An 18,826-nucleotide genomic window follows, 5' to 3' on the forward strand; every position below is an offset into this window, starting at 1 on the left:
GTGAACACCTCCGCACCGCTGGACGTCGACCTGGCGCTGGTCGGCGGCGGCGGCGCCGCGTCGCTGGTCCTCGCGGCCCTGGACCGGCACGGCGTGCGGGACCTCCGGGTCGCCGTCATCGACCCGGTCCACCGGCGCGGCCAGGACCGGACCTGGGCGTTCTGGGACCGCCCCGGCAGCGACCTGGACCCGCTGCTGGCCGCGAGCTGGCCCCAGGTCGAGGTGGCGACGCCCGCCGGCCGCCGCGTCCTCGATCTCGCCCCCCTGCGGTACGCCATGCTGCGCTCGGGCCCGGTCTACGACCGGGCTGCCGAGGCCGAGCGGCGGCTCGGGGTACGGCGGATCGTCGCGCCCGTCGACGCCCTGCACGACGACGGCGGGCACGTCAGGGTACGCGCCGGCGGCGCCGGGCCGACCGTCCGCGCGTCCTGGGTGCTGGACTCCCGGACCCGGCCACCTCGGCGACCCGGGCGCACCAACTGGCTCCAGCACTTCCGGGGCTGGTGGCTGGAGTCCGACGCGCCGGTCTTCGACCCGGCACGGGCCGTCCTGATGGACTTCCGCACCCCGCAACCCGCCCGGGGCGTGTCGTTCGGCTACGTCCTGCCGGTGAGCGACCGGTACGCCCTGGTGGAGTACACGGAGTTCGGCCCCGACCTGCTCACCGACGCCGGGTACGACGCGGCGCTGGCCGGCTACCGGGACCTGCTCGGCCTCGACCCGACCCGGTTGACCGTCCGCGAGGTGGAGAACGGGGTGATCCCGATGACCGACGGCCCGTTCGAGGCCCGGCCCTCGCCCCGGGTGGTCCGCCTCGGCACGGCCGGCGGCGCCACCCGACCCTCCACCGGCTTCACCTTCTCCGCCATGCACCGCCAGGCCGAGCAGGTCGCCCGCGCCCTCGCCGCCGGCCGCCCGCCGGTGCCCGCTCCCGCGTACCCCCGTCGGCACCGCTGGATGGACGCGGTCGCGCTGCGGGCGCTGGCCGCCGGCGGTGTCGGCGGGCCGGACTTCTTCGGTCGGCTCTTCGACCGCAACCCCGCCGAGCGGGTGCTGCGGTTCCTCGACGGCGCGACCACCCCGGCGGAGGAGGTGGCGCTGATGAGCTCCACCCGGCTGCGGCCGATGGTCGCCGCCACCGCCGGCGACGCCGTCGCCCGGCTCCGCGACCGACTCGACCCGGCCCGCCGGGCGGCGACCTGGACGGTCCCGCGACCGGTGGTCGGCGACCGGGCCGACGCCGACGGCTGAGCCACCTCAGCCGGTGGCGTCGGCCCGCAGGCCGTCCCGGCTTCCCGTCACGGGAGGCCATCCCGCCAGCGGCGGGGGAACCGGGGCGCGGCCCTTTCCGCCGCCCCACGCCCGGCCGGTGGCGGCGACCCTCCGGCCGTCGGGCGCGTACGCGCGGAGGTGACCCGCGCCGCGCCGCCGCCCGACGGCGGGGGAGGCGGCGCGGATTCGGTAGGTTGCCGGCATGGTGGACGAGACGGCCGGCAGGGTCGTGCAGATCTGGACCGACGGGGCGTGCAGCGGCAACCCCGGCCCCGGCGGGTGGGGCGTGGTGCTGCGCTACGGCGCGCACGAGCGGGAGCTGTGCGGCGGCGAGGCGAGCCCGACCACCAACAACCGGATGGAGCTGATGGCGGCCATCCAGGCCCTGGAGAGCCTGACCCGGTCGGTCACGGTCGAGCTGCACACCGACAGCACGTATGTGCGCAACGGCATCACCAGCTGGCTGGCCTCGTGGAAGCGCAACGGCTGGCGGACGGCCGCGAAGCAGCCGGTCAAGAACGCCGACCTGTGGCAGCGGTTGGAGGCAGCGTGCGCCCGGCACGAGGTCACCTGGCTGTGGGTGAAGGGGCACAACGGCCACCCGGAGAACGAGCGCGCCGACGCGCTGGCCAACCGGGGCATGACCGAGGCCCGCGCGTCGGCGGTGCCCGCCGGTCGCTGACCGGGCCGGCGGGCCGGCGGTCAGGTCACTCGGTGCGGCTCGGGTCGGTGGTGCCGGACACGGCGTCCACGTCGTAGCCGGCGCGGCTGACCTCCCGGGCCGACCGCCGGTCCTCGGCCGGCAGGTCGGCGAAGTCGTCGCCGGTGTCGTCGGTGCTGCGCAGGGACTCGCCCGGCGGACGCAGCGACGCCTGCATGGCGGTGGCGCCGTCCGGCTCGTCGGTGGCGGCCCGGTCGGTACGGTTCTGATCGGTCATGCCGCTCTCCTGCCCCCGTGGCCTGCCCGCAAACGTGCTCGCGGTGCTCAGCGCGCCGCGTCCGGGTGACCCGGCATGCCGGACCCGCCGCTGGAGGTGCCCGACGCGCCGCCCGCCATGCCCGACCCGTCGTCCTCGGTGACGATGTCGGGCTTCGTCGTCGTGTCGTCCGACGCCGGGACGTCGGTGTCCGCCTCGACCTGGACCAGCCGGGCCTGGCCGGCCTCGTCCTCGGCGTGCGCCGGATCGACCGGCAGCTCACCGTCGCGTGCCCGATACCCCACCGCTGCCTCCCTGCCGTCCGCCGCTGCTGGTTCCGCCCCCGCCTACCCCCAACCCCCCACCCAAAACCCACCCACCCACCCACCCACCCGCCCGGGCGGCCCTGCCGTGGCGATCATGCAGTTGTGGTGCCCGCCGTGATGGGGTGAAGACCGTTTTGTCCAGCACCACAACTGCATGATCGCGAAGAGGGGGGCGCGCGGGGCGAGGGCGTGGGGCGGGAGAGTGAAGTCAGCGGCGGCGGGGTGGGCGGGGTGGGCGGGTGGGGGAGCGGGGTGGGCGGCGCAGGGGGGTGAGGGACAGCGGGGACCAGTGGCCGGGGCGCGTCCGGCCGGGCGGTAGGGCGGTGTGCTGGTCGCCCCGGGCCGCGTCGAGCTGGGACTGGTGCAGGAACAGGGCGCCGGAGAGGTCCGCGCCGCGCAGGTCGGCCCCGCGCAGGTCGGCGCCGGTGAGGTCGGCCAGGCCGAGATCGCCGCCGCGCAGGTCGGCGCCGATCAGCAGCGCCCCGCGCAGGTTCGCCCGGCGCAGGTCGGCCCGGCGCAGGTCGACGCCGAACAGTTGGGCGCCCCGCCGGTCCACGCCGGGCCGGCCGCCCCGGGCCCGGGCCGCGTCCCCGGCGCGGGACAGCAGCGGGTTGACCCGTCCCCGGTACGCGTCCACGTCGAGCCCCAGCAGCGTCCCGGCGGGCTCCCGGGCCAGCCGCTCGGTCTCGTCGAGCGCGGCGGACAACTCGTCGCGCAGCGGCTGCGGCGGGCGAGTCGCGAGCGCCTCGGTCAAATACCAGAGCAGCTCGTGCAGCGGTCGCATCACCGCGAACGTGTCGAACATGCGCGCCGCGGTCTCCGGCGCGTCGCGCCAGTCCCGCCCGCCGAAGGTGACCTGGGCCACCCGCTGCCCGGCGCCGAAGCAGTCGAAGACGGTGCAGCCGGGGAAGCCCCGGTCGCGCAGGTCGGCGTGGATGCCGCAGCGCGAGTCAGCCCGCAGGTTCGGGCAGGGCCGCCCGGCGGGCTTGTCGATGGCGAAGTCGGCCGACGCGGAGAAGGCGGGCGCGACGCAGCAGAGCCCGAAGCACCGGGCGCAGTCGGCGCGCAGTCCGTCCGCGGGCGACGTCGCCCCGGGAGTCTCCGACACGCTGACCGCTCTCCTGCCGTTCGGGGTCTTCCGCCGGCAGTCTCGCGGGCGGAGGCCCCCATTGTCCCGCCCCCGCGGAGGCCACCGGGCCGCAGGGTACGCGGCCCACGCCCCGGGCGCGGGAGCCGCGGCGCACCGTCCGCGTGGCCCACCCCCGGGGCCGTTGGAGCCGTGGCGTCCGGCTGCGCAGCTCGCGTGCCCGGGTGCGGTGGAGCCGGCGCACTGTCCGCGTGGCCCACGCCGGGTGCGGTGGAGCCGGCGCACTGTCCGCGTGGCCCACGCCGGGTGCGGTGGAGCCGGCGCACCGCCTGCGCTGCCGGGCAGCGGGTGCAGGGGGCGGAGCCGCAGGCAGGGCGGGCCGCGCCCGCGCTCAGCCCTCCACCGAGCGCCAGTCGTGCGACTCCAGCGCGTTGGCCTGCGGGCCCATCATCAGCATGCCGCCGTCCACCGGCCAGGACGCGCCGGTGACGTACGCGGCGGCGGGCGAGGCGAGCAGCGCGACCACGGCAGCCACCTCCCGCGCGTCGCCCGGCCGCCCGACCGGCACCCCGGGGCGTTCCTCGGTGAACGGGTCGACGTCCTCCTGGCCGGTCATCGGGGTGGCGATCTCGCCCGGGGCGACCGCGTTGACGGTGATCCCGTCCGCCGCCAGCTCCTGCGCCATCACCTTGGTCAGCAGGCCGAGCCCGCCCTTGGCGGCGCAGTACGCGGCCGAACCGACCCGGGGCGCGTGCTCGTGCACGCTGGTGATGTTGACGATCCGTCCGCCCAGCCCCGCGGCCCGCATCCGCCGGGCGGCCCGCTGCCCGCACAGGAACGGCCCGTCGAGGTCGACGGAGAGCACCTCGCGCCACTGCTCCCAGCCGGTGTCGACGAACGGCGTGGACGCCCCGGTGCCGGCGTTGTTGACGAGCACGCCGAGGCCGCCGAGCCGGTCGGCCAGCTCGTCGACGACCGCGTCGGCGCCCGGCAGCCGGGTCAGGTCCAGCTCGGCGACCTCGCAGCGCCGGCCGGCGGCGCGTACCTCGGCGGCGGTCCGCTCGGCGCCCTCGGCGTCGCGGTGCCAGGTGACGCCGACGTCGAAGCCGGCCTGGGCGAGAGCGACGGCGCAGGCCCGGCCGATGCCGGAGTCCGCGCCGGTGACGATGGCGATCCTCGGGAAATTCTCGTAACGCGATGGCATGCTGGCGCACTACCCGTTCCATGCCAATGCAACCATGCGTCGATCCCCGTCCATGCAGGGGATTGTCTGCGTCGATGCGCTCTGTCATTCTCCAGCGTGGACGCTGCCAGCGGCGGTCGGCAATCCGGAGGGTCGCGCTGAGGTGGCGCCGTCATTTTCCGGAGGGACCTCGTGAAGCGCAGACGTCGCCACCTGCTCGCAGGACTGGCGGTCGGTGCCCTGGTGGCATCGACCGGCCTCATCGGAATCCACTACGCCGGCGCCGAGGTGCCGGCCCCCGTCGCCGCGGCCGGCGACGGGGAGATGCCGGGCGCGCTCGGCGCCCACATGGAGCGGCTGCGCCAGGCCGTGCCGGGCAGCGACGGCATGTCGCCGGACGGGCCCGGCAACGCCGCGCAGCAGGAGTTCCTGGAGCGCGCGTACCCGGCCAGCACGATCAGCATCGCCCAGGTCGACCGGTCCAAGTCGGCGTACGCCGCCGCCGAGCGGCGCGCCGGCGGCACCCGGGGCTGGACGAACATCGGGCCCAGCGAGGCCCTCTACCCCTTCACCGAGTTCCGCAACGCCTCCAACTACGTGCCGAACGCGTACGTCGCGGGTGGCCGGGTCACCTCCATCGACATCGCTCCCGACTGCAACGCCCTGCTCTGCCGGGCGTACGTCACGCCGGCCGGCGGGGGCGTCTGGGGCACCCTGAACGTCCTCGCCGCCGAACCGAAGTGGTTCTACCTGGGCGGGCCGCTCGGCATCAACGCGGCCGGCTCGGTCAAGATCGACCGCAACGACAAGACGGGGCTGACCATCTACGTCGGCACCGGCGAGGCCAACACCTGCGCCTCCGGCTGCGTCGCCGGCGTCGGCCTCTACAAGTCCACCAACGGCGGCGTCACCTGGAAGGGCCCGCTGGGCAAGGACGCCCTCGCCGGCAAGGGCATCGGTGAGATCACCGTCAAGCCCGGCGACCCGAAGACGCTCTACGTCGCCACCACCACCGCCCTGCGCGGCATGTCCAGCTCCTGCTGCACCGGCGTCACCCGGCCCGTGCCCGACGCCGAGAAGTGGGGCCTCTACAAGTCCACCGACGGCGGCGCGAACTGGAAGTTCATCCACAACGGTTCGGCCGACGCGACGCAGTGCACGGGCAGTGCCGCGGAATACAACAACACCGCCGCCTGCTCGCCGCGTGGCGTGCGCTACGTCAAGCTCGACCCGCGCGACGCGAACACCGTCTACGCCTCCTCGTACGCCCGGGGGGTCTGGCGCTCCGCGGACGCCGGCGCCACCTGGACGCAGATCAAGCCCTCGCTGAACCCGGCGGTCTTCCAGACCCGGGCCGCGATCGACGTGACCGCCCTGCCGAACGGCAAGACCCGCATGTACGTCTACGAGGGCAACATCGGCAACCCGTACTCGCGGCTGTTCCGCAGCGACGACGTGGCCGGCGGCGCCCCCGCGTTCGCCGACCTGAGCAGCGCCAACCCGGCCGACCCGGGCTACGCCACCTACAACCAGTGCACCGGCCAGTGCTGGTACGACGTGTTCGTGCACACGCCGGCCGGGCACCCGGACATCGTCTACACCGGCGGCTCCTACGTCTACGGCGAGACCGTCGCCCACAAGCGGGCCGTGGTGCTGTCCACCGACGCCGGCGTCAGCGGCACCGACATGACCTACGACGGCACCGACGAGCTGCACCCCAACGGCCTGCACCCCGACCAGCACGCCCTGGTCACCAACCCGCGCAACCCGTACCAGTTCTTCGAGGCCAACGACGGCGGCGTGATGCGCTCCAGCGGCCAGTTCGTGGACCGCTCGGCCTGGTGCGACAACCCGGACCGCAACCTGACCACGCAGGCGCAGAAGGACCGCTGCCGGCAGATGCTGTCGAAGATCCCGTCGAAGCTGGACGGCATCAACAAGGGCATGAACACGCTGCAGTTCATCAGCCTCTCGGCCAGCCCGCACGACCACCGGCTGCTGCAGGGCGGCACCCAGGACAACGGCACCTGGGAGAACAAGGGCGAGCGGCGGCGCTGGGTCAACACGATGATCGGTGACGGCGGCGCGTCCGGCTTCGACGTCGGCAGGCCGGAGTTCCGCTTCCACACCTTCTACGACGCCTCGCCCGAGGTGAACTTCGCCAACGGCGACGTGGGCAGCTGGATCTCGATCTCGGACCCGATCTTCGGGCAGCCGGGCACCCTGTTCTACGCCCCGGTGATCACCGACCCGAAGGTCAGCGGCACGATGTTCGCCGGCACCTCGCGCACCGTCTACCGGACGAAGACGTTCGGGCTGGGCGACCGGAGCCTGGCCGAGGCCGACCGGATCTGCAACACCTGGACCGGCACCTTCGAGGCGCAGTGCGGCGACTTCGCGCCGCTGGGCACGGTCAACCTGACCGACGCCGCGTGGGGCGACCGGGCCGGCGGCGCCGTCTCGGTCGTCGAGCGGGTCGCCTCCGACTCGTCCACAGCGTACGCGGCCACCAGCACCGGCCGGGTGTTCGTGTCCCGCAACGTCGACGCCGAGCCGGCGTCGGCGGTCACCTGGACGCGGATCGACACCGCCGCCACGCCGAACCGCTTCGTCACCAGCGTCCACGTCGATCCGGCCGACCCGGCGCGGGCGTGGGTCTCCTACAGCGGCTTCAACTCGAACACCCCGGCCACCGCGGGGCACGCGTTCGAGGTGCGGCTGGCCGGCGCCGGCGCGACCTGGACCGACCGGTCGTACGACTTCGGCGACCAGCCGATCACCGACCTGGTCCGCGACGACGTCACGGGCACCCTCTACGCGGCCACCGACTTCGGCGTGCTGCGGCTGGCCAAGGGCAGCACGACCTGGGTGAAGGCGGCCCGGGGCATGCCGAACGTGGAGGTCGCCGGGCTGACCATCGTGCCGGGCAAGCGGGTGCTCTACGCCGCCTCGCACGGCCTCGGCGCCTGGCAGCTCACCCTCTGAGGCAGCGACCATCGGCAACGACACGGTGAGGGGCCGCGCACGCGGCCCCTCACCGCTGCCCGAGGCGGCCGGCCGCGCCTGGCGGACCCTCGGCGCGGCCTTCGTCCTGCTCGTCTTCGTCCCGCCGCTGCTGCTGCTGGTCTCCGGTTCGCTCACCGAGCCGGGCCTGCCGCCACCGCCCACCCCGCAGCTCGTGCCGGAGCCGGTGTCCACGACCGGCTACCGGCAGGCCGTCGAGCTGGGCGGACTGCTGCGCGCCTCGCTCAACTCGGTCCTGGTCGCGGTCGTCGCCGTGCCGCTGAGCGTGCTCGTCGCCTCCCTGGCGGGCTTCGCGCTGACCCGGATCGCCCCGCGCGTCACCGGCGTCGTCGTGGCGGCCTCCCTGGTCGCGCTGATGGTGCCCGCCACGGCGCTGCTCGTGCCCCGCTTCGCCATCTTCCGGATGCTCGGCCTGACCGACACCCTGGTGCCGCTGGTCGCCCCGGCGTTGCTGGGCACCTCACCGCTCTACGTCCTGGTCTACCACCTGGCGTTCCGGGCGCTGCCGACCGACCTCTACGACGCCTGCCTGGTGGCGGACCTGTCGCCGTTGCGCACCTGGTGGCGCGTCGCCCTGCCGCTGGTGCGCCCGGTCACCGCCGGCCTCACCGCGCTGACCTTCGTGCTCACCTGGTCGAACTTCCTCGACCCGCTGGTCTACGTCTACGACCGCGACCTGTTCACCCTGCCGCTGGCGCTGCGCTCCCTGTCGGTGCTGGACCCGACGAACTTCCCGGTGTTCCTGGCCGGGGCGGTGCTGGCCACGGTGCCGGCGCTGGCCGTCTTCGTGCTCGCCCAGCGGCGCTTCCTCCACCATGACGACCCGACGGGACGGGACTGACGATGCGACCGGCAACGGAACCGACGATGCGACCGAAGGCGCTGCTCGCGCTGCTGCTCACCGCCGTGCTGGCCGCCGCCGGGTGCGGCTCCGGCTCCGGGTCGTCCGCGGACGGCCCGGTGCGGCTGCTGGTCTTCGGCGCCCCCGAGGAACTCGCCGCCTACCGCACCCTCGTCGAGGCGTACGAGAAGGCGCGTCCCGGCGCCGACGTGCAGCTCGTCGAGGCCAGCGACCGCAAGGACCTGCTGGCCCGGCTCGCCACCTCGGTGGCCGGCGGCGCCCCGCCGGACCTGTTCCTGATGAACTACCGCTTCTACGGCCAGTTCGCCGCCAAGGACGTCATCGAGCCGCTGGACGACCGGCTGGCCGCCTCCGAGGCCGTCGACCCGGCCGACTACTACCCGGTGGCGTGGGACGCGTTCCGGTGGAAGGACCGGCAGCTCTGCCTGCCGCAGAACGTCTCCAGCCTGGCCGTCTACTACAACCGCACCCTGTTCACGAAGTACGGCGTGCCCGAGCCGAGGGCCGGCTGGACCTGGAACGACCTGGTCGCCACCGCGACGGCGATGACCCGCGACTCCCGCGGCGTGGTGGTCAAGGCCACCGAGAGCGAGGGCGCGGCGCTGCGGCCGGCCGTGCACGGCCTCGGCGTCGAGCCGTCGATCATCCGGCTCGCCCCGTTCGTCTGGTCCGGCGGCGCCGAGATCGTCGACGACCCGGCGAGGCCGACCCGGCTGACCCTGGACACCCCGGCCGGCCGGGAGGCGCTGAAGAACCTGGTCGACCTGCGGCTGGCGTACGGGGTGGTGCCCACCGACGAGGAGGTGGAGGCCGAGGACGACGAGTCGCGCTTCGCCAACGGCCGGCTCGCCATGCTGATGAGTTCCCGCCGCTCCACCACCACGTTCCGCTCGATCACCGGGTTCGAGTGGGACGTCGCCCCGCTGCCCGTCTACAAGGAGCAGGTCGGGGTGCTGCACTCCGACGCGTACTGCATGACCCGGGGCGCGAAGCACAAGGAGGCCGCGTGGCGGTTCCTGGAGTTCGCCATCGCCGAGGAGGGCCAGCGGATCATCGCGGCCACCGGGCGGACGGTCCCGTCCCACATCGGGGTGTCGCGGTCCCCGGCGTTCCTCGGTCCCGCCCAGCCGCCACGCAGCGCGAAGGTCTTCCTCGACGCGATCCCCACCGTCCGGGCGCTGCCGACCGTCTCCACCTGGCCGGAGATCGAGGACGTCACCTACGGCATCCTGGAGAACGCCATGCACCGGGGCGACCGGCTCGACGACGTCGTCCGTGAGCTGGACCGGCAGACCCGGCCGATCTTCGCCCGCGGGGAGCACGGGTGAGCGACCCGAATCTCGCCCTGGCCGGCGTCTCGGCCGCGTACCGGGGATCGACGGTGCTGCACGAGGTGGACCTGACCGCCGCCCGGGGCGAGCTGCTGGTGGTGCTCGGCCCGTCGGGGGCCGGCAAGTCGACGGTGCTGCGGGTCGTCGCCGGCCTGGAGCCGGTCACCGCCGGCCGGGTCCGCATCGCCGGCCGGGACGTCACCGCCGAGCGTCCGGGCCGGCGCAACGTCTCGATGGTGTTCCAGTCGTACGCGCTCTTCCCGCACCTGAGCGTCGCGGAGAACATCGCGTTCGGCCTGGAGGTGCGCGACACGCCGCGCGCGGTGGCCCGGGAGCGGGCCCGCGCGGCGGCCGAGACCGTCGGCTGCGCCACCCTGCTGGAGCGCCGGCCCGGGCAGCTCTCCGGCGGCGAACGGCAGCGGGTGGCGCTGGCCCGGGCCCTGGTCCGCGAGCCGGACGTGTTCCTGCTCGACGAGCCGCTGTCCAACCTCGACCAGGCGCTGCGGGTGCAGATGCGCGCCGAGCTGCGGACCCTGCACGACCGGCTGGGCGCGACGATGGTGCACGTCACCCATGACCAGACCGAGGCGCTGGTGCTCGCCGACCGGATCGCCGTGCTGCGCGACGGGCGCATCGAGCAGGTCGGCACCCCCGACGAGATCTGGCGCACCCCGGCCACCACCTTCGTCGCCCGCTTCGTCGGCTCTCCGGCGATGAACCTGCTGCCCGCCCGGGGGCCGCTCACCCCCGGCGGCACCGCGCCCGTCGACCCGGCCGGCGCGGGCGAGCTGGAGATCGGCTTCCGGCCCGAGGCGGTCGTCCTGGACGCGACCGACGGCGCGGCGGCCACCGTCGACCGGGTCGAGGTGGTCGGCGAGGACGCGTACGCGTACCTGACCCTCGCCGGCGGGCACCCCGTCGTCGCCCGGGTGCCCGCCGCCCGCCGGCCCGGAAGGGGCGCGCCGGTACGCGTCGGCGTGCGCTGGGCCGACGTGCACGTCTTCCACGCCGGCACCGGACGCCGGTACGCCCCGTGACGGGCCCGGACCGCCGCTCGCGCCGGCAGTTGGCGCTGATGCTGACGCCGTACCTGGTCGGGCTGGTCGGGCTGGTGCTGCTGCCCGCCGCGGTCACCCTGGCGCTGGCCTTCACCGAGTACGACCTGCTGCGCCCGCCGCGCTGGGTGGGGCTGGACAACTTCGCGGCGCTGCTGGCCGACCCGGTGTTCCGGGTGTCGCTGACCAACTCGCTGGTCTTCGCGCTGGTGGCCGTACCGCTGCGGGTGCTCTTCGCCCTCGGCCTGGCGCTGCTGCTGCACCGCCGCGCGGTCGGCGTCGGCGGCGCCCGCACCGCGGCGGTGCTGCCGACCGCGGTGCCGGAGATCGCCTACGGGCTGCTCTGGCTCTGGCTGCTCAACCCGCTCTACGGCCCGATCAACCAGCTGCTGCGCACGGGCGGGGAGAACGGCCTGACCGCGCTGGGACGTACCCCGCCGCAGTGGCTGACCGACCCGACCGACGCCCGCGCGGCGATCATCCTGATGAGCCTGTTCACCGTCGGCGAGACCTTCGTGGTGCTGCTGGCCGCGCGCCGCGCCCTGCCCCGCGACGTCTACGAGATGGCGGCGATCGAGGACGCCACCGGCTGGGACGTCTTCCGGCGGGTCACGCTGCCGCTGATGGCGCCCGTGCTGGGGCTGTTGGCGGTGCGCGACGCCATCCAGAGCCTGCACTTCTCCTTCGTGCCGGCCTTCGTGGTGACCGACGGCGGCCCACCCCCGTACGCCACCACCTACCTGTCGTTGTTCGTCTACCGCACCGGCTTCGAGTACCTGCGCTACGGCTACGCCGCCGCCGCGACCCTGGTGATGATCCTGCTGACCGTGGCGGCGGTGCTGGTGCAGTGGCGGCTGATCCGCCGCTACCGGGCGTTCTACCGGGTGTGACCCCGCGGTGTGCGGCGGCTGCCCGTCCCGCCGCGGGCCGTCGATCAGCAGGGCCGCCGGGCTAGGCCACCATGTCCCGACGCCGGTAGCCCGCCACGCCGACCGTCGCGGCCGCACCGGCGAGCACGATCATGACGGTCGTGGCGGGCCGGTCCGGCGTCGCCTGGGGCACGGCCGCGAGATGGGTGTACGGCGAGAGCCAGCTCACCCAGCCCGCCGCCCCGGTGCTGTCGGCGACGACCTTCAGGAGGAACCCGCCGGCGGCCGGCACCATGCCCAGTACCGCCACCCCGTGCGGCGTCCGGCCCAGGACGAGGGCCGCGGCTCCGAGGCTGAGCAGCGCCACCGGCAGCACGTTCCAGGTGCCGGCGACCGCGGCGCGCAGCGGCAGATCCGCGCCGACCAGGCTCGCGCCGAGCCACGTCGCGACTCCGGCGACGGTGACGAGCACCGCGGCGCCGACCGCGGTGGTGCCCACCTCGGCGGTGAGCAGCCGGGCGCGCGGGGCCGTCCCGGCGTGGAGCAGGGTCAGGCGCCCGTCGGTCTCCGCGGCGGCGAACGCGGCGACCCGGACGGCGGTGAAGGCGCCGACCGGTACGGCGAGCAGTGCGAACAGGGCGGCGGTGTACCCACGGACGGTGCCGAGGCCGGCGAAGCCCGCCTGCGCGGCGAGGTCGGCGAAGCCGGGGTTGTCGGCGAGAAAGTCGGTCAGGGAGACCGTGAGCACGCCGATCAGCAGGAAGTACGCGCCGACGCCGGACGCCCAGCCGGCGAGTGGCCGCAGCATCCGCCGGACGGCGAAGCCCTCCACCGAGCCGAGCAGCCGCAGACGGGGCGGCCGGCCGGCGCCGGGGGAGAGCAGTCCGTCGCGGACGTCCCGCCGGCCGGCCAGGGTGAGTGCGCCGGCGGACAGGACGACCGTGGCGAGCGCGAGCACGATCAGGGGCGACACCCGATCGTCCTGGTAGGGGCGGGTCAGCGCCAGCGGCCCGTACGGCGGCAGCCAGCGCAGCCAGCCGAGCGGGGCGACGCCGTCACCGACCATGCGGGCGAGCAGCCCGACGCCGAGAAACACCAGCGTGGCCCCGCTCGCGGCGGCCCGCGTGGGGAAGACCTGTGCGGCGAGGGCCGCCGCCGCGACGGCCACCGTGGCGACCAGCGCCAGACCGGCGGCGTGCAGGGCCGCTCCGCGGGCCGGGGTGCCGGCCGCGACGAGCGCCACGGCGAGCGTGACCCCGGTCAGGGCCGTCGCGGCCGCCAGCACCGCGAGGTGCCGGCCGAGCAGCGCAGCCGGCCCCAGCCGGCCGGCGAGGAGGAGGTCCCACCGGCCCGCCGCCTCCTCGCCGCGGGTGACGCGGGTGGTCGCGAGCAGACCCCAGACCGACAGCACGATGGCGAGTATGGTGCCGGTCCGCCAGACGGTGAAGCCGCCTGCGGTGTCGAGGGCGACCGGTTCGCCGAACAGCGTGCGGATCGCGGGATTGCGGGCCAGGGCGGCGAGCGCGTCCGCGTCGAGACCGTCCCCGACGGTCGTGGCGTAGGTCGCGGCGACCAGCGTCGACATGCCGACCGTCACGGCGAGCACGACCAGTGCGCCGCGGCGTACCTGTCGTACGGCCAGGCGGGTGACGGCCCGCCCAGCGGCGGTGCCCGCGGTGCCGCCGGCCACTCTCAGGGCGGCGGTGGTCATCGGGCGGTCTCGCCGTAGTAGTCGAGGAAGATCTCCTCGAGGCTCGGCTCCCGGACGGTGAGGGCGGTGACGTCGGCGGCGGCGAGGGCGCGTAGTGCTAACGCGGGCGGCCCGGTGAGGGAGAAGCTGAGCGTCCCGCCGTCCTGAGCGACGATGTCGACTCCCGCCACACCGGACAGGTCGGGTACGGGGCCGGTGAAGCGGGCCGTCACCTCGGTGCGGTGCAGGCGGCGCAGGTCGCCGACGGTAGCGACGTCGACGAGGCGGCCGGCGCGCAGGATCGCCACCCGGTCGCAGACCGCTTCCACCTCCGCCAGTTGGTGGGAGCAGAGGAATGTGGTCTGGCCGCGGTCGCGGGCGACCGAGACGGCACGGCGGAACTCCCGCTCCATCAACGGGTCCAGCCCGCTGGTCGGCTCGTCGAGGACCAGCAGCGGCGCGCGGGTGGCGAACGCGGCGACGAGCGCGATCTTCTGCCGGTTGCCGGTCGAGTAGGTGCGGGCCGGTTTGGACAGGTCGAGGGCGAACCTCTCCACGAGGTCGTCGCGGTAGGCGCGGTCGATGCCGGGTCCGGTGGCGGCGAGCAGTTCGAGGGTCTCCGCGCCGGTGAGCTGCGGCCACAGCGCCACGTCGGCCGGCACGTACGCCAGCAGGCGATGGGCGGCGACGTCACCGGCGTCGGCGTCGAAGACCCAAGCCCGACCGGCGGTGGGTCGGGCCAGGCCCAGCAGCAGCCGGATGGTGGTGGACTTCCCGGCGCCGTTCGGGCCGAGGAACCCGAACACCTCCCCGGCCGGCACGGTCAGCTCCAGCCCGTCGAGGGCGAGCACCTTTCCGTAGCGCTTGGTCAGGTCTTGCGTGCGAACGGCGGGTGTGGCCATGGGATGCCTCCGGTCGACGACGTGTCACGACTGCCGACCAGGCTTCCCGGCGCACCGTCCTCACCGTACTGCGCCGCGTCACGCGTGGGAAGCGGCGCGGTTCATCCGGCGTCGGCGGAGCGTTCCACGTTGTCGACCGGGCCGACGACGTCGTGGGGTGGGGTGGTCGGCGCCCGCCTCAGCGACGGCCGGCCCGGGAGGCGCGGGTGCATCCGGTGCGTCGGCGTGCAGACCGTCGGTATGATCGCCGGGATCTGTGGAGCGCCGGGAAGTCTGGTCGGCACCGTGATGACCCGCGCCCTCGGAAGGTCTCCCCGTGCTGCTGCTGTCTTTCGCCGCCGTCCTGCTGGCTGCCGTGCTCGTGTCGGCGCTGGCCCACCGCACCATCCTGTCCACGGCGGTGCTGTTCCTGGCCGCCGGCTTCCTGTTGGGCGAGGACACCGGCGGCGTGCTGCACCTGCGGGCCGACTCGCCGATCGTGGCCGAGCTGGCGGAGCTGGCCCTGTTCGCCGTGCTGTTCACCGACGGTATGCGGGTGGGCTGGGCCGACCTGCGCTCGGCGTGGCGGTTGCCCGGACGGGCGTTGGGCTGGGGCCTGCCGCTGACCCTGTTGGTGACGGCGGTGCTGGCGCACTACGTGGCCGGTCTGGACTGGCCGGAGGCCCTGCTGGTCGGGGCCGTCCTCGCCCCGACCGATCCGGTGTTCGCCGCCGCGCTGGTCGGCAACGACAAGGTGCCGGCGCGGTTGCGGCACCTGCTCAACGTGGAGTCCGGCGTCAACGACGGCCTGGCCCTGCCGTTCGTGGTGGTGCTCCTGGCGGTGGCGGCCGGCTCGGACGACCTGCACCTGGGGGAGTTGTCCGGCGAGCTGGCGGTCGGTCTGCTGATCGGCGTGCTGGTGCCGCTGCTGGCGATCGCGTTGGAACGGACGCGGTGGTTCGCCGCGTCGACGGCGTACGCCCCGTTGAACGGGATGGCGATCGGCCTGCTGGTGCTGGCGCTGGGGAAGGCCACCCACGGCAACCTGTTCCTGGCGGCGTTCGCCGCTGGGATCACCGTGGCCACCTTCGGGCCGCGGCAGCGGGCGGCGTTCGAACACTTCGGGGAGAACGTCGCCGAGCTGTTGAAGCTGGCCGCCCTGCTGGTGTTCGGGGCGCTGATCTCGGTGGAGTTCCTCGGGGAGATCTCCTGGACGGGCTGGGTGTTCGCCGTGCTGGCGATCGTGGTCGCCCGACCGGTCGCGTTGTGGGTCTCGTTTCTGGGCTCGGGACTGGGCCTGCGGGAACAGGCCGCCGCCATGTGGTTCGGGCCGAAGGGCTTCGCCTCGGTGGTCTACGGGCTGCTGGTGCTGGAGTCCGGCATCGCCGCTGGCGACGAGGTGTTCCACCTGGTCGCCCTGACGATCGTCATCTCGATCCTGGCGCATTCCTCGACCGACGTCGTGGTCGCCCGGGCGTTCGACGACGCCCGCGAGGCGCCGGCCTGGCACGGGGTGCTGCACCGGATCCGGCGGGCCCGGCGGTCCGCGGTCCCGCCTTCGCGACGAACCGACGAGGCGGCCGCCGGCCGGCCCACGCCCGAGCAGAGGCCAAGCGAGGACGGGCCCGGGAGGACGCCCGGCGAGGACCGGCCATGAGTGGCAGGGCCCGCCGGCCCGCAGCTGCGGCGGCCGAGACCTGCGCCCGATCGTGGTCGTCGCGCAGACCTGGTCCGATATTCCCGCGCGCGGGTCAGCGCACCGTGCGATGATCGCGCGCTGCGCCGAGCATCCCCGGGAGGATGGCATGCAGTTCGAGGTACGCCGGATCGGGCCGGAGTCGACCGCCGAGGCGGCCGACGTGCTCGCCGACGCCTTCGACGGGTACCCCTGGATGGCCTGGACGGTCGCGGCCGACCGGCACCGCGAGCGGCTGACGGCGATGTTCGCCGGCACCGTCGCCGCCGTCGGGTTGCCCTACGGCGACGTCTGGGCGGCGGTGGACGCCGACGGACGGCCGGCGGCGGTGGCGGTCTGGCTGCGCCCGGACCGGCCGGTGCCGGACGAGGTCTGGGCCGGCGTCGCGGCGCGCAACGCCGAGCTGGCCGGCGACCGGCAGTCGGCGCTGCACGCCGCCGACGCGGCCTGCGCCTCCCTGCGGTCGGCCGAGCCGGCGCTGCTGCTCGCCACCGTCGGCGTGCGCCGGACCGACCAGGGCCGGGGGCTGGGCGCCCGGGTGCTGCGGCCCGGCCTGGTCGAGGCCGACCGCGCCGGCCTGCCCGCCGTGCTGGAGACCTCGTCGGAGCCGAACGTGCGGTTCTACCGGCGGCTCGGCTTCGCGGTCACCGGCCAGGCCCGGGTGCCCGACGGCGGACCCGAGGTCTGGGCGATGCGGCGGCCGGCTGCCGGCGAGCGGGTGTAAGGGCCGCCCGCCCGGGTAGCCGCCGGGAATGGAGCTGGTCGAGGAGTCGCCGTACCGCTTCCGGATCGACCGGCACGACCCGATGCGGGTGCCGGGGGTGGTGTTCGCGTCCCGGTCCCTGCTGCCCGACGCCGGGGAGGACAAGTCGCTGGAGCAGGTCGCGAACGTCGCCACGCTGCCCGGCATCGTCGACGCCTCGTACGCCATGCCCGACGTGCACTGGGGCTACGGGTTCCCGATCGGCGGGGTGGCCGCCACCGACGTCGCGAACGGCGGCGTGGTCTCGCCCGGCGGGGTCGGCTTCGACATCTCCTGCGGCGTCCGGCTGCTCGCCGCCGACCTCGACCGCGACGGGTTGCGTTCCCGGCTGCACGCGCTGATGGACGGGCTGGGCGAGGCGACCCCGCGCGGCATGGGCAGGGGCGCGGTGTGGCACCTGTCGACGCGCGCGGAACTCGACGCGGTGCTGCGCGGCGGCTCCCGGTACGCGGTGGAGCGCGGCTTCGGCGTCGAGCGGGACCTGTACCGCTGCGAGGACGCCGGCGCCGTCGGCGACGCCGATCCGGCGCGGGTCAGCGAGCGGGCGATCGAGCGCGGCGCACGCCAGGTCGGCAGCCTCGGCTCCGGCAACCACTTCCTGGAGGTGCAGGCCGTCGAGGAGGTGTACGACGACACCGCCGCCACCGCCTTCGGCCTGCGTCCCGGCCAGGTCTGCGTGATGATCCACTGCGGCTCCCGGGGGCTGGGCCACCAGATCTGCACCGACTACGTGCGGAAGATGGAGAAGGTGATGGCCCGCCACGGCATCGAGGTGCCGGACCGCCAGCTCGCCTGCGCCCCGGTCTCCTCCGACGAGGGCCGCGCCTACCTGGGCGCGATGGCCGCCGCCGCCAACTACGCCCGGGCGAACCGGCAACTGCTGACCGACGCCGCCCGGAAGGTCTTCACCCGGGTCACCGGCAGCCGGCTCGACCTGGTCTACGACATCTCGCACAACCTCGCGAAGATCGAGACGCACGGCGTCGACGGCGCGCGGCGCGCGCTGTGCGTGCACCGCAAGGGGGCCACGCGCGCGCTGCCGCCCGGCCACGACGACCTGCCCGACGACCTGCGGGGCGTGGGCCAGCCGGTGCTGATCCCCGGCTCCATGGGCACCGGCTCGTACGTGCTCACCGGTGTGCCGGGGTCGCCCGCCTTCGCGTCCACCTGCCACGGGGCCGGCCGGGTGCAGAGCCGCAAGCAGGCCGTGAGGTCGGAGCGCGGGCTGGACCCGCGTGCCCAGTTGGAGGCGCGGGACATCGCGGTGCGGGGGGCGTCCCGGCGCGGCCTGGCCGAGGAGATGCCGACGGCGTACAAGGACGTCTCGGCGGTGGTGGCCGCCGCCGAGGGCGCCGGACTGTGCCGGAAGGTGGCCCGGTTGGTCCCGCTCGGCGTGGTGAAGGGCTGAGCGGTGCGGGGCCGGGCGGGCGCTCACACGTCCAGCGTCACCGCGCAGCACCAGCCCTCGCCGTCGGGGCCGAAGCGCAGCCCGTGCAGGGAGACGGCCTTCGGCACCGCGCCGACCAGCTCGACGGCGTCGGTGTCCACCGTGCGCCAGCGCACCACCAGGCCGCCGGCGCCGTCGTCGGCCACGTCGGTGCGCAGCGGCAGCTCACCCGCCGTCTCCATCCGGAAGATCACCTCGTCGAGTACGCCCACCAGCAGGTCCGCGTCGTCGTCGCCGGGCGGCGCGCGGAACTCCCGCCGCGGGCCCGGCCGCGCCCCGCCGGGGTCGACGAACGTGTCGACCAGCGCGGCGACCGCCTCGGCGACGCACTCCTCCCGGCTCGGCGCCCACGCCTCGATGCGGACGTCGGCGGTGTGCGGCAGGCGGCGGTGCCCCCGCCCGGGTCGTCGCTGCATGCCCCGA

Annotated in this window: 17 protein-coding genes; 10 read left to right on the forward strand and 7 right to left on the reverse strand. The window is 74.9% G+C overall.

Translation table 11 applies throughout. The annotated features are described in order from the left end of the window. The gene (locus ACFHW0_RS19395) at positions 1-1,251 is read left to right on the forward strand and encodes a lycopene cyclase family protein (protein ID WP_416609541.1); all 1,251 of its coding nucleotides are present in this window, start codon (positions 1-3) and stop codon (positions 1,249-1,251) included. A 223-nt stretch (positions 1,252-1,474) separates the two neighbouring features. Continuing rightward, positions 1,475-1,954 carry a ribonuclease HI gene (rnhA, locus tag ACFHW0_RS19400; RefSeq protein ID WP_416609542.1) on the forward strand — a complete coding sequence of 160 codons (480 nt, stop codon included), beginning with the start codon at positions 1,475-1,477 and terminating at the stop codon, positions 1,952-1,954. Between the two features lie 25 nt (positions 1,955-1,979). Here rnhA and ACFHW0_RS19405 read toward each other — a convergent pair whose 3' ends face one another. The 4 genes from ACFHW0_RS19405 to ACFHW0_RS19420 form a co-directional block, all read right to left on the reverse strand. Continuing rightward, entirely contained in the window at positions 1,980-2,210 is a 231-nt protein-coding gene (locus ACFHW0_RS19405) for a hypothetical protein (RefSeq protein WP_121398427.1), read from the reverse strand. Positions 2,211-2,257: 47 nt separating this feature from the next. Further along, positions 2,258-2,494 (reverse strand): preprotein translocase YidC, encoded by a 237-nt coding sequence (locus tag ACFHW0_RS19410; protein ID WP_416609545.1) that lies wholly within the window; start codon positions 2,492-2,494, stop codon positions 2,258-2,260. A gap of 229 nt (positions 2,495-2,723) precedes the next feature. Then, positions 2,724-3,623 (reverse strand): pentapeptide repeat-containing protein, encoded by a 900-nt coding sequence (locus tag ACFHW0_RS19415; RefSeq protein ID WP_416609547.1) that lies wholly within the window; start codon positions 3,621-3,623, stop codon positions 2,724-2,726. Positions 3,624-3,993: 370 nt separating this feature from the next. Beyond that, on the reverse strand, positions 3,994-4,806 hold the full coding sequence (locus ACFHW0_RS19420) for an SDR family oxidoreductase (protein WP_416609549.1): 813 nt from the start codon (positions 4,804-4,806) through the stop codon (positions 3,994-3,996). Between the two features lie 171 nt (positions 4,807-4,977). Here ACFHW0_RS19420 and ACFHW0_RS19425 point away from each other — a divergent pair, with 171 nt between their 5' ends. Genes ACFHW0_RS19425 through ACFHW0_RS19445 form a run of 5 tightly spaced genes read left to right on the forward strand, consistent with a single transcriptional unit; the run spans position 4,978 to position 11,947 of the window. Continuing rightward, the gene (locus ACFHW0_RS19425; protein ID WP_416609551.1) at positions 4,978-7,770 is read left to right on the forward strand and encodes an exo-alpha-sialidase; all 2,793 of its coding nucleotides are present in this window, start codon (positions 4,978-4,980) and stop codon (positions 7,768-7,770) included. Between the two features lie 25 nt (positions 7,771-7,795). After that, a complete protein-coding gene (locus ACFHW0_RS19430) occupies positions 7,796-8,650 on the forward strand; it encodes a carbohydrate ABC transporter permease (protein WP_416609553.1) in 855 nt (284 codons plus the stop codon). 26 nt (positions 8,651-8,676) lie between these two features. Next, entirely contained in the window at positions 8,677-9,999 is a 1,323-nt protein-coding gene (locus ACFHW0_RS19435; RefSeq protein WP_416609555.1) for an ABC transporter substrate-binding protein, read from the forward strand. Beyond that, on the forward strand, positions 9,996-11,039 hold the full coding sequence (locus tag ACFHW0_RS19440) for an ABC transporter ATP-binding protein (protein ID WP_416609557.1): 1,044 nt from the start codon (positions 9,996-9,998) through the stop codon (positions 11,037-11,039). Before ACFHW0_RS19435 ends, ACFHW0_RS19440 begins: the two co-directional genes overlap by 4 nt. 38 nt (positions 11,040-11,077) lie before the next feature. Then, positions 11,078-11,947, forward strand: a complete 870-nt coding sequence (locus tag ACFHW0_RS19445) for a carbohydrate ABC transporter permease (protein WP_416609620.1) — start codon at positions 11,078-11,080, stop codon at positions 11,945-11,947. 61 nt (positions 11,948-12,008) lie between these two features. Here ACFHW0_RS19445 and ACFHW0_RS19450 read toward each other — a convergent pair whose 3' ends face one another. Then, positions 12,009-13,637 carry a hypothetical protein gene (locus ACFHW0_RS19450; protein WP_416609559.1) on the reverse strand — a complete coding sequence of 543 codons (1,629 nt, stop codon included), beginning with the start codon at positions 13,635-13,637 and terminating at the stop codon, positions 12,009-12,011. Continuing rightward, entirely contained in the window at positions 13,634-14,518 is an 885-nt protein-coding gene (locus ACFHW0_RS19455) for an ATP-binding cassette domain-containing protein (RefSeq protein WP_416609561.1), read from the reverse strand. Before ACFHW0_RS19455 ends, ACFHW0_RS19450 begins: the two co-directional genes overlap by 4 nt. Positions 14,519-14,834: 316 nt before the next feature. Here ACFHW0_RS19455 and ACFHW0_RS19460 point away from each other — a divergent pair, with 316 nt between their 5' ends. The 3 genes from ACFHW0_RS19460 (at position 14,835) to ACFHW0_RS19470 (ending at position 18,364) form a co-directional block, all read left to right on the forward strand. Continuing rightward, a complete protein-coding gene (locus ACFHW0_RS19460; RefSeq protein WP_416609563.1) occupies positions 14,835-16,154 on the forward strand; it encodes a cation:proton antiporter in 1,320 nt (439 codons plus the stop codon). A 148-nt stretch (positions 16,155-16,302) separates the two neighbouring features. Then, positions 16,303-16,917 carry a GNAT family N-acetyltransferase gene (locus ACFHW0_RS19465; RefSeq protein WP_416609565.1) on the forward strand — a complete coding sequence of 205 codons (615 nt, stop codon included), beginning with the start codon at positions 16,303-16,305 and terminating at the stop codon, positions 16,915-16,917. A 28-nt stretch (positions 16,918-16,945) separates the two neighbouring features. Continuing rightward, positions 16,946-18,364: an RtcB family protein gene (locus ACFHW0_RS19470; RefSeq protein ID WP_416609567.1), complete on the forward strand. Its 1,419-nt coding sequence runs from the start codon at positions 16,946-16,948 to the stop codon at positions 18,362-18,364. Between the two features lie 23 nt (positions 18,365-18,387). Here ACFHW0_RS19470 and ACFHW0_RS19475 read toward each other — a convergent pair whose 3' ends face one another. After that, on the reverse strand, positions 18,388-18,819 hold the full coding sequence (locus ACFHW0_RS19475; RefSeq protein ID WP_416609569.1) for an archease: 432 nt from the start codon (positions 18,817-18,819) through the stop codon (positions 18,388-18,390). Between the last annotated feature and the right edge of the window lie 7 nt (positions 18,820-18,826).

Origin of the sequence: Micromonospora sp. LOL_025, from assembly GCF_048060285.1 — a bacterium.
Lineage (GTDB): Bacteria > Actinomycetota > Actinomycetes > Mycobacteriales > Micromonosporaceae > Micromonospora.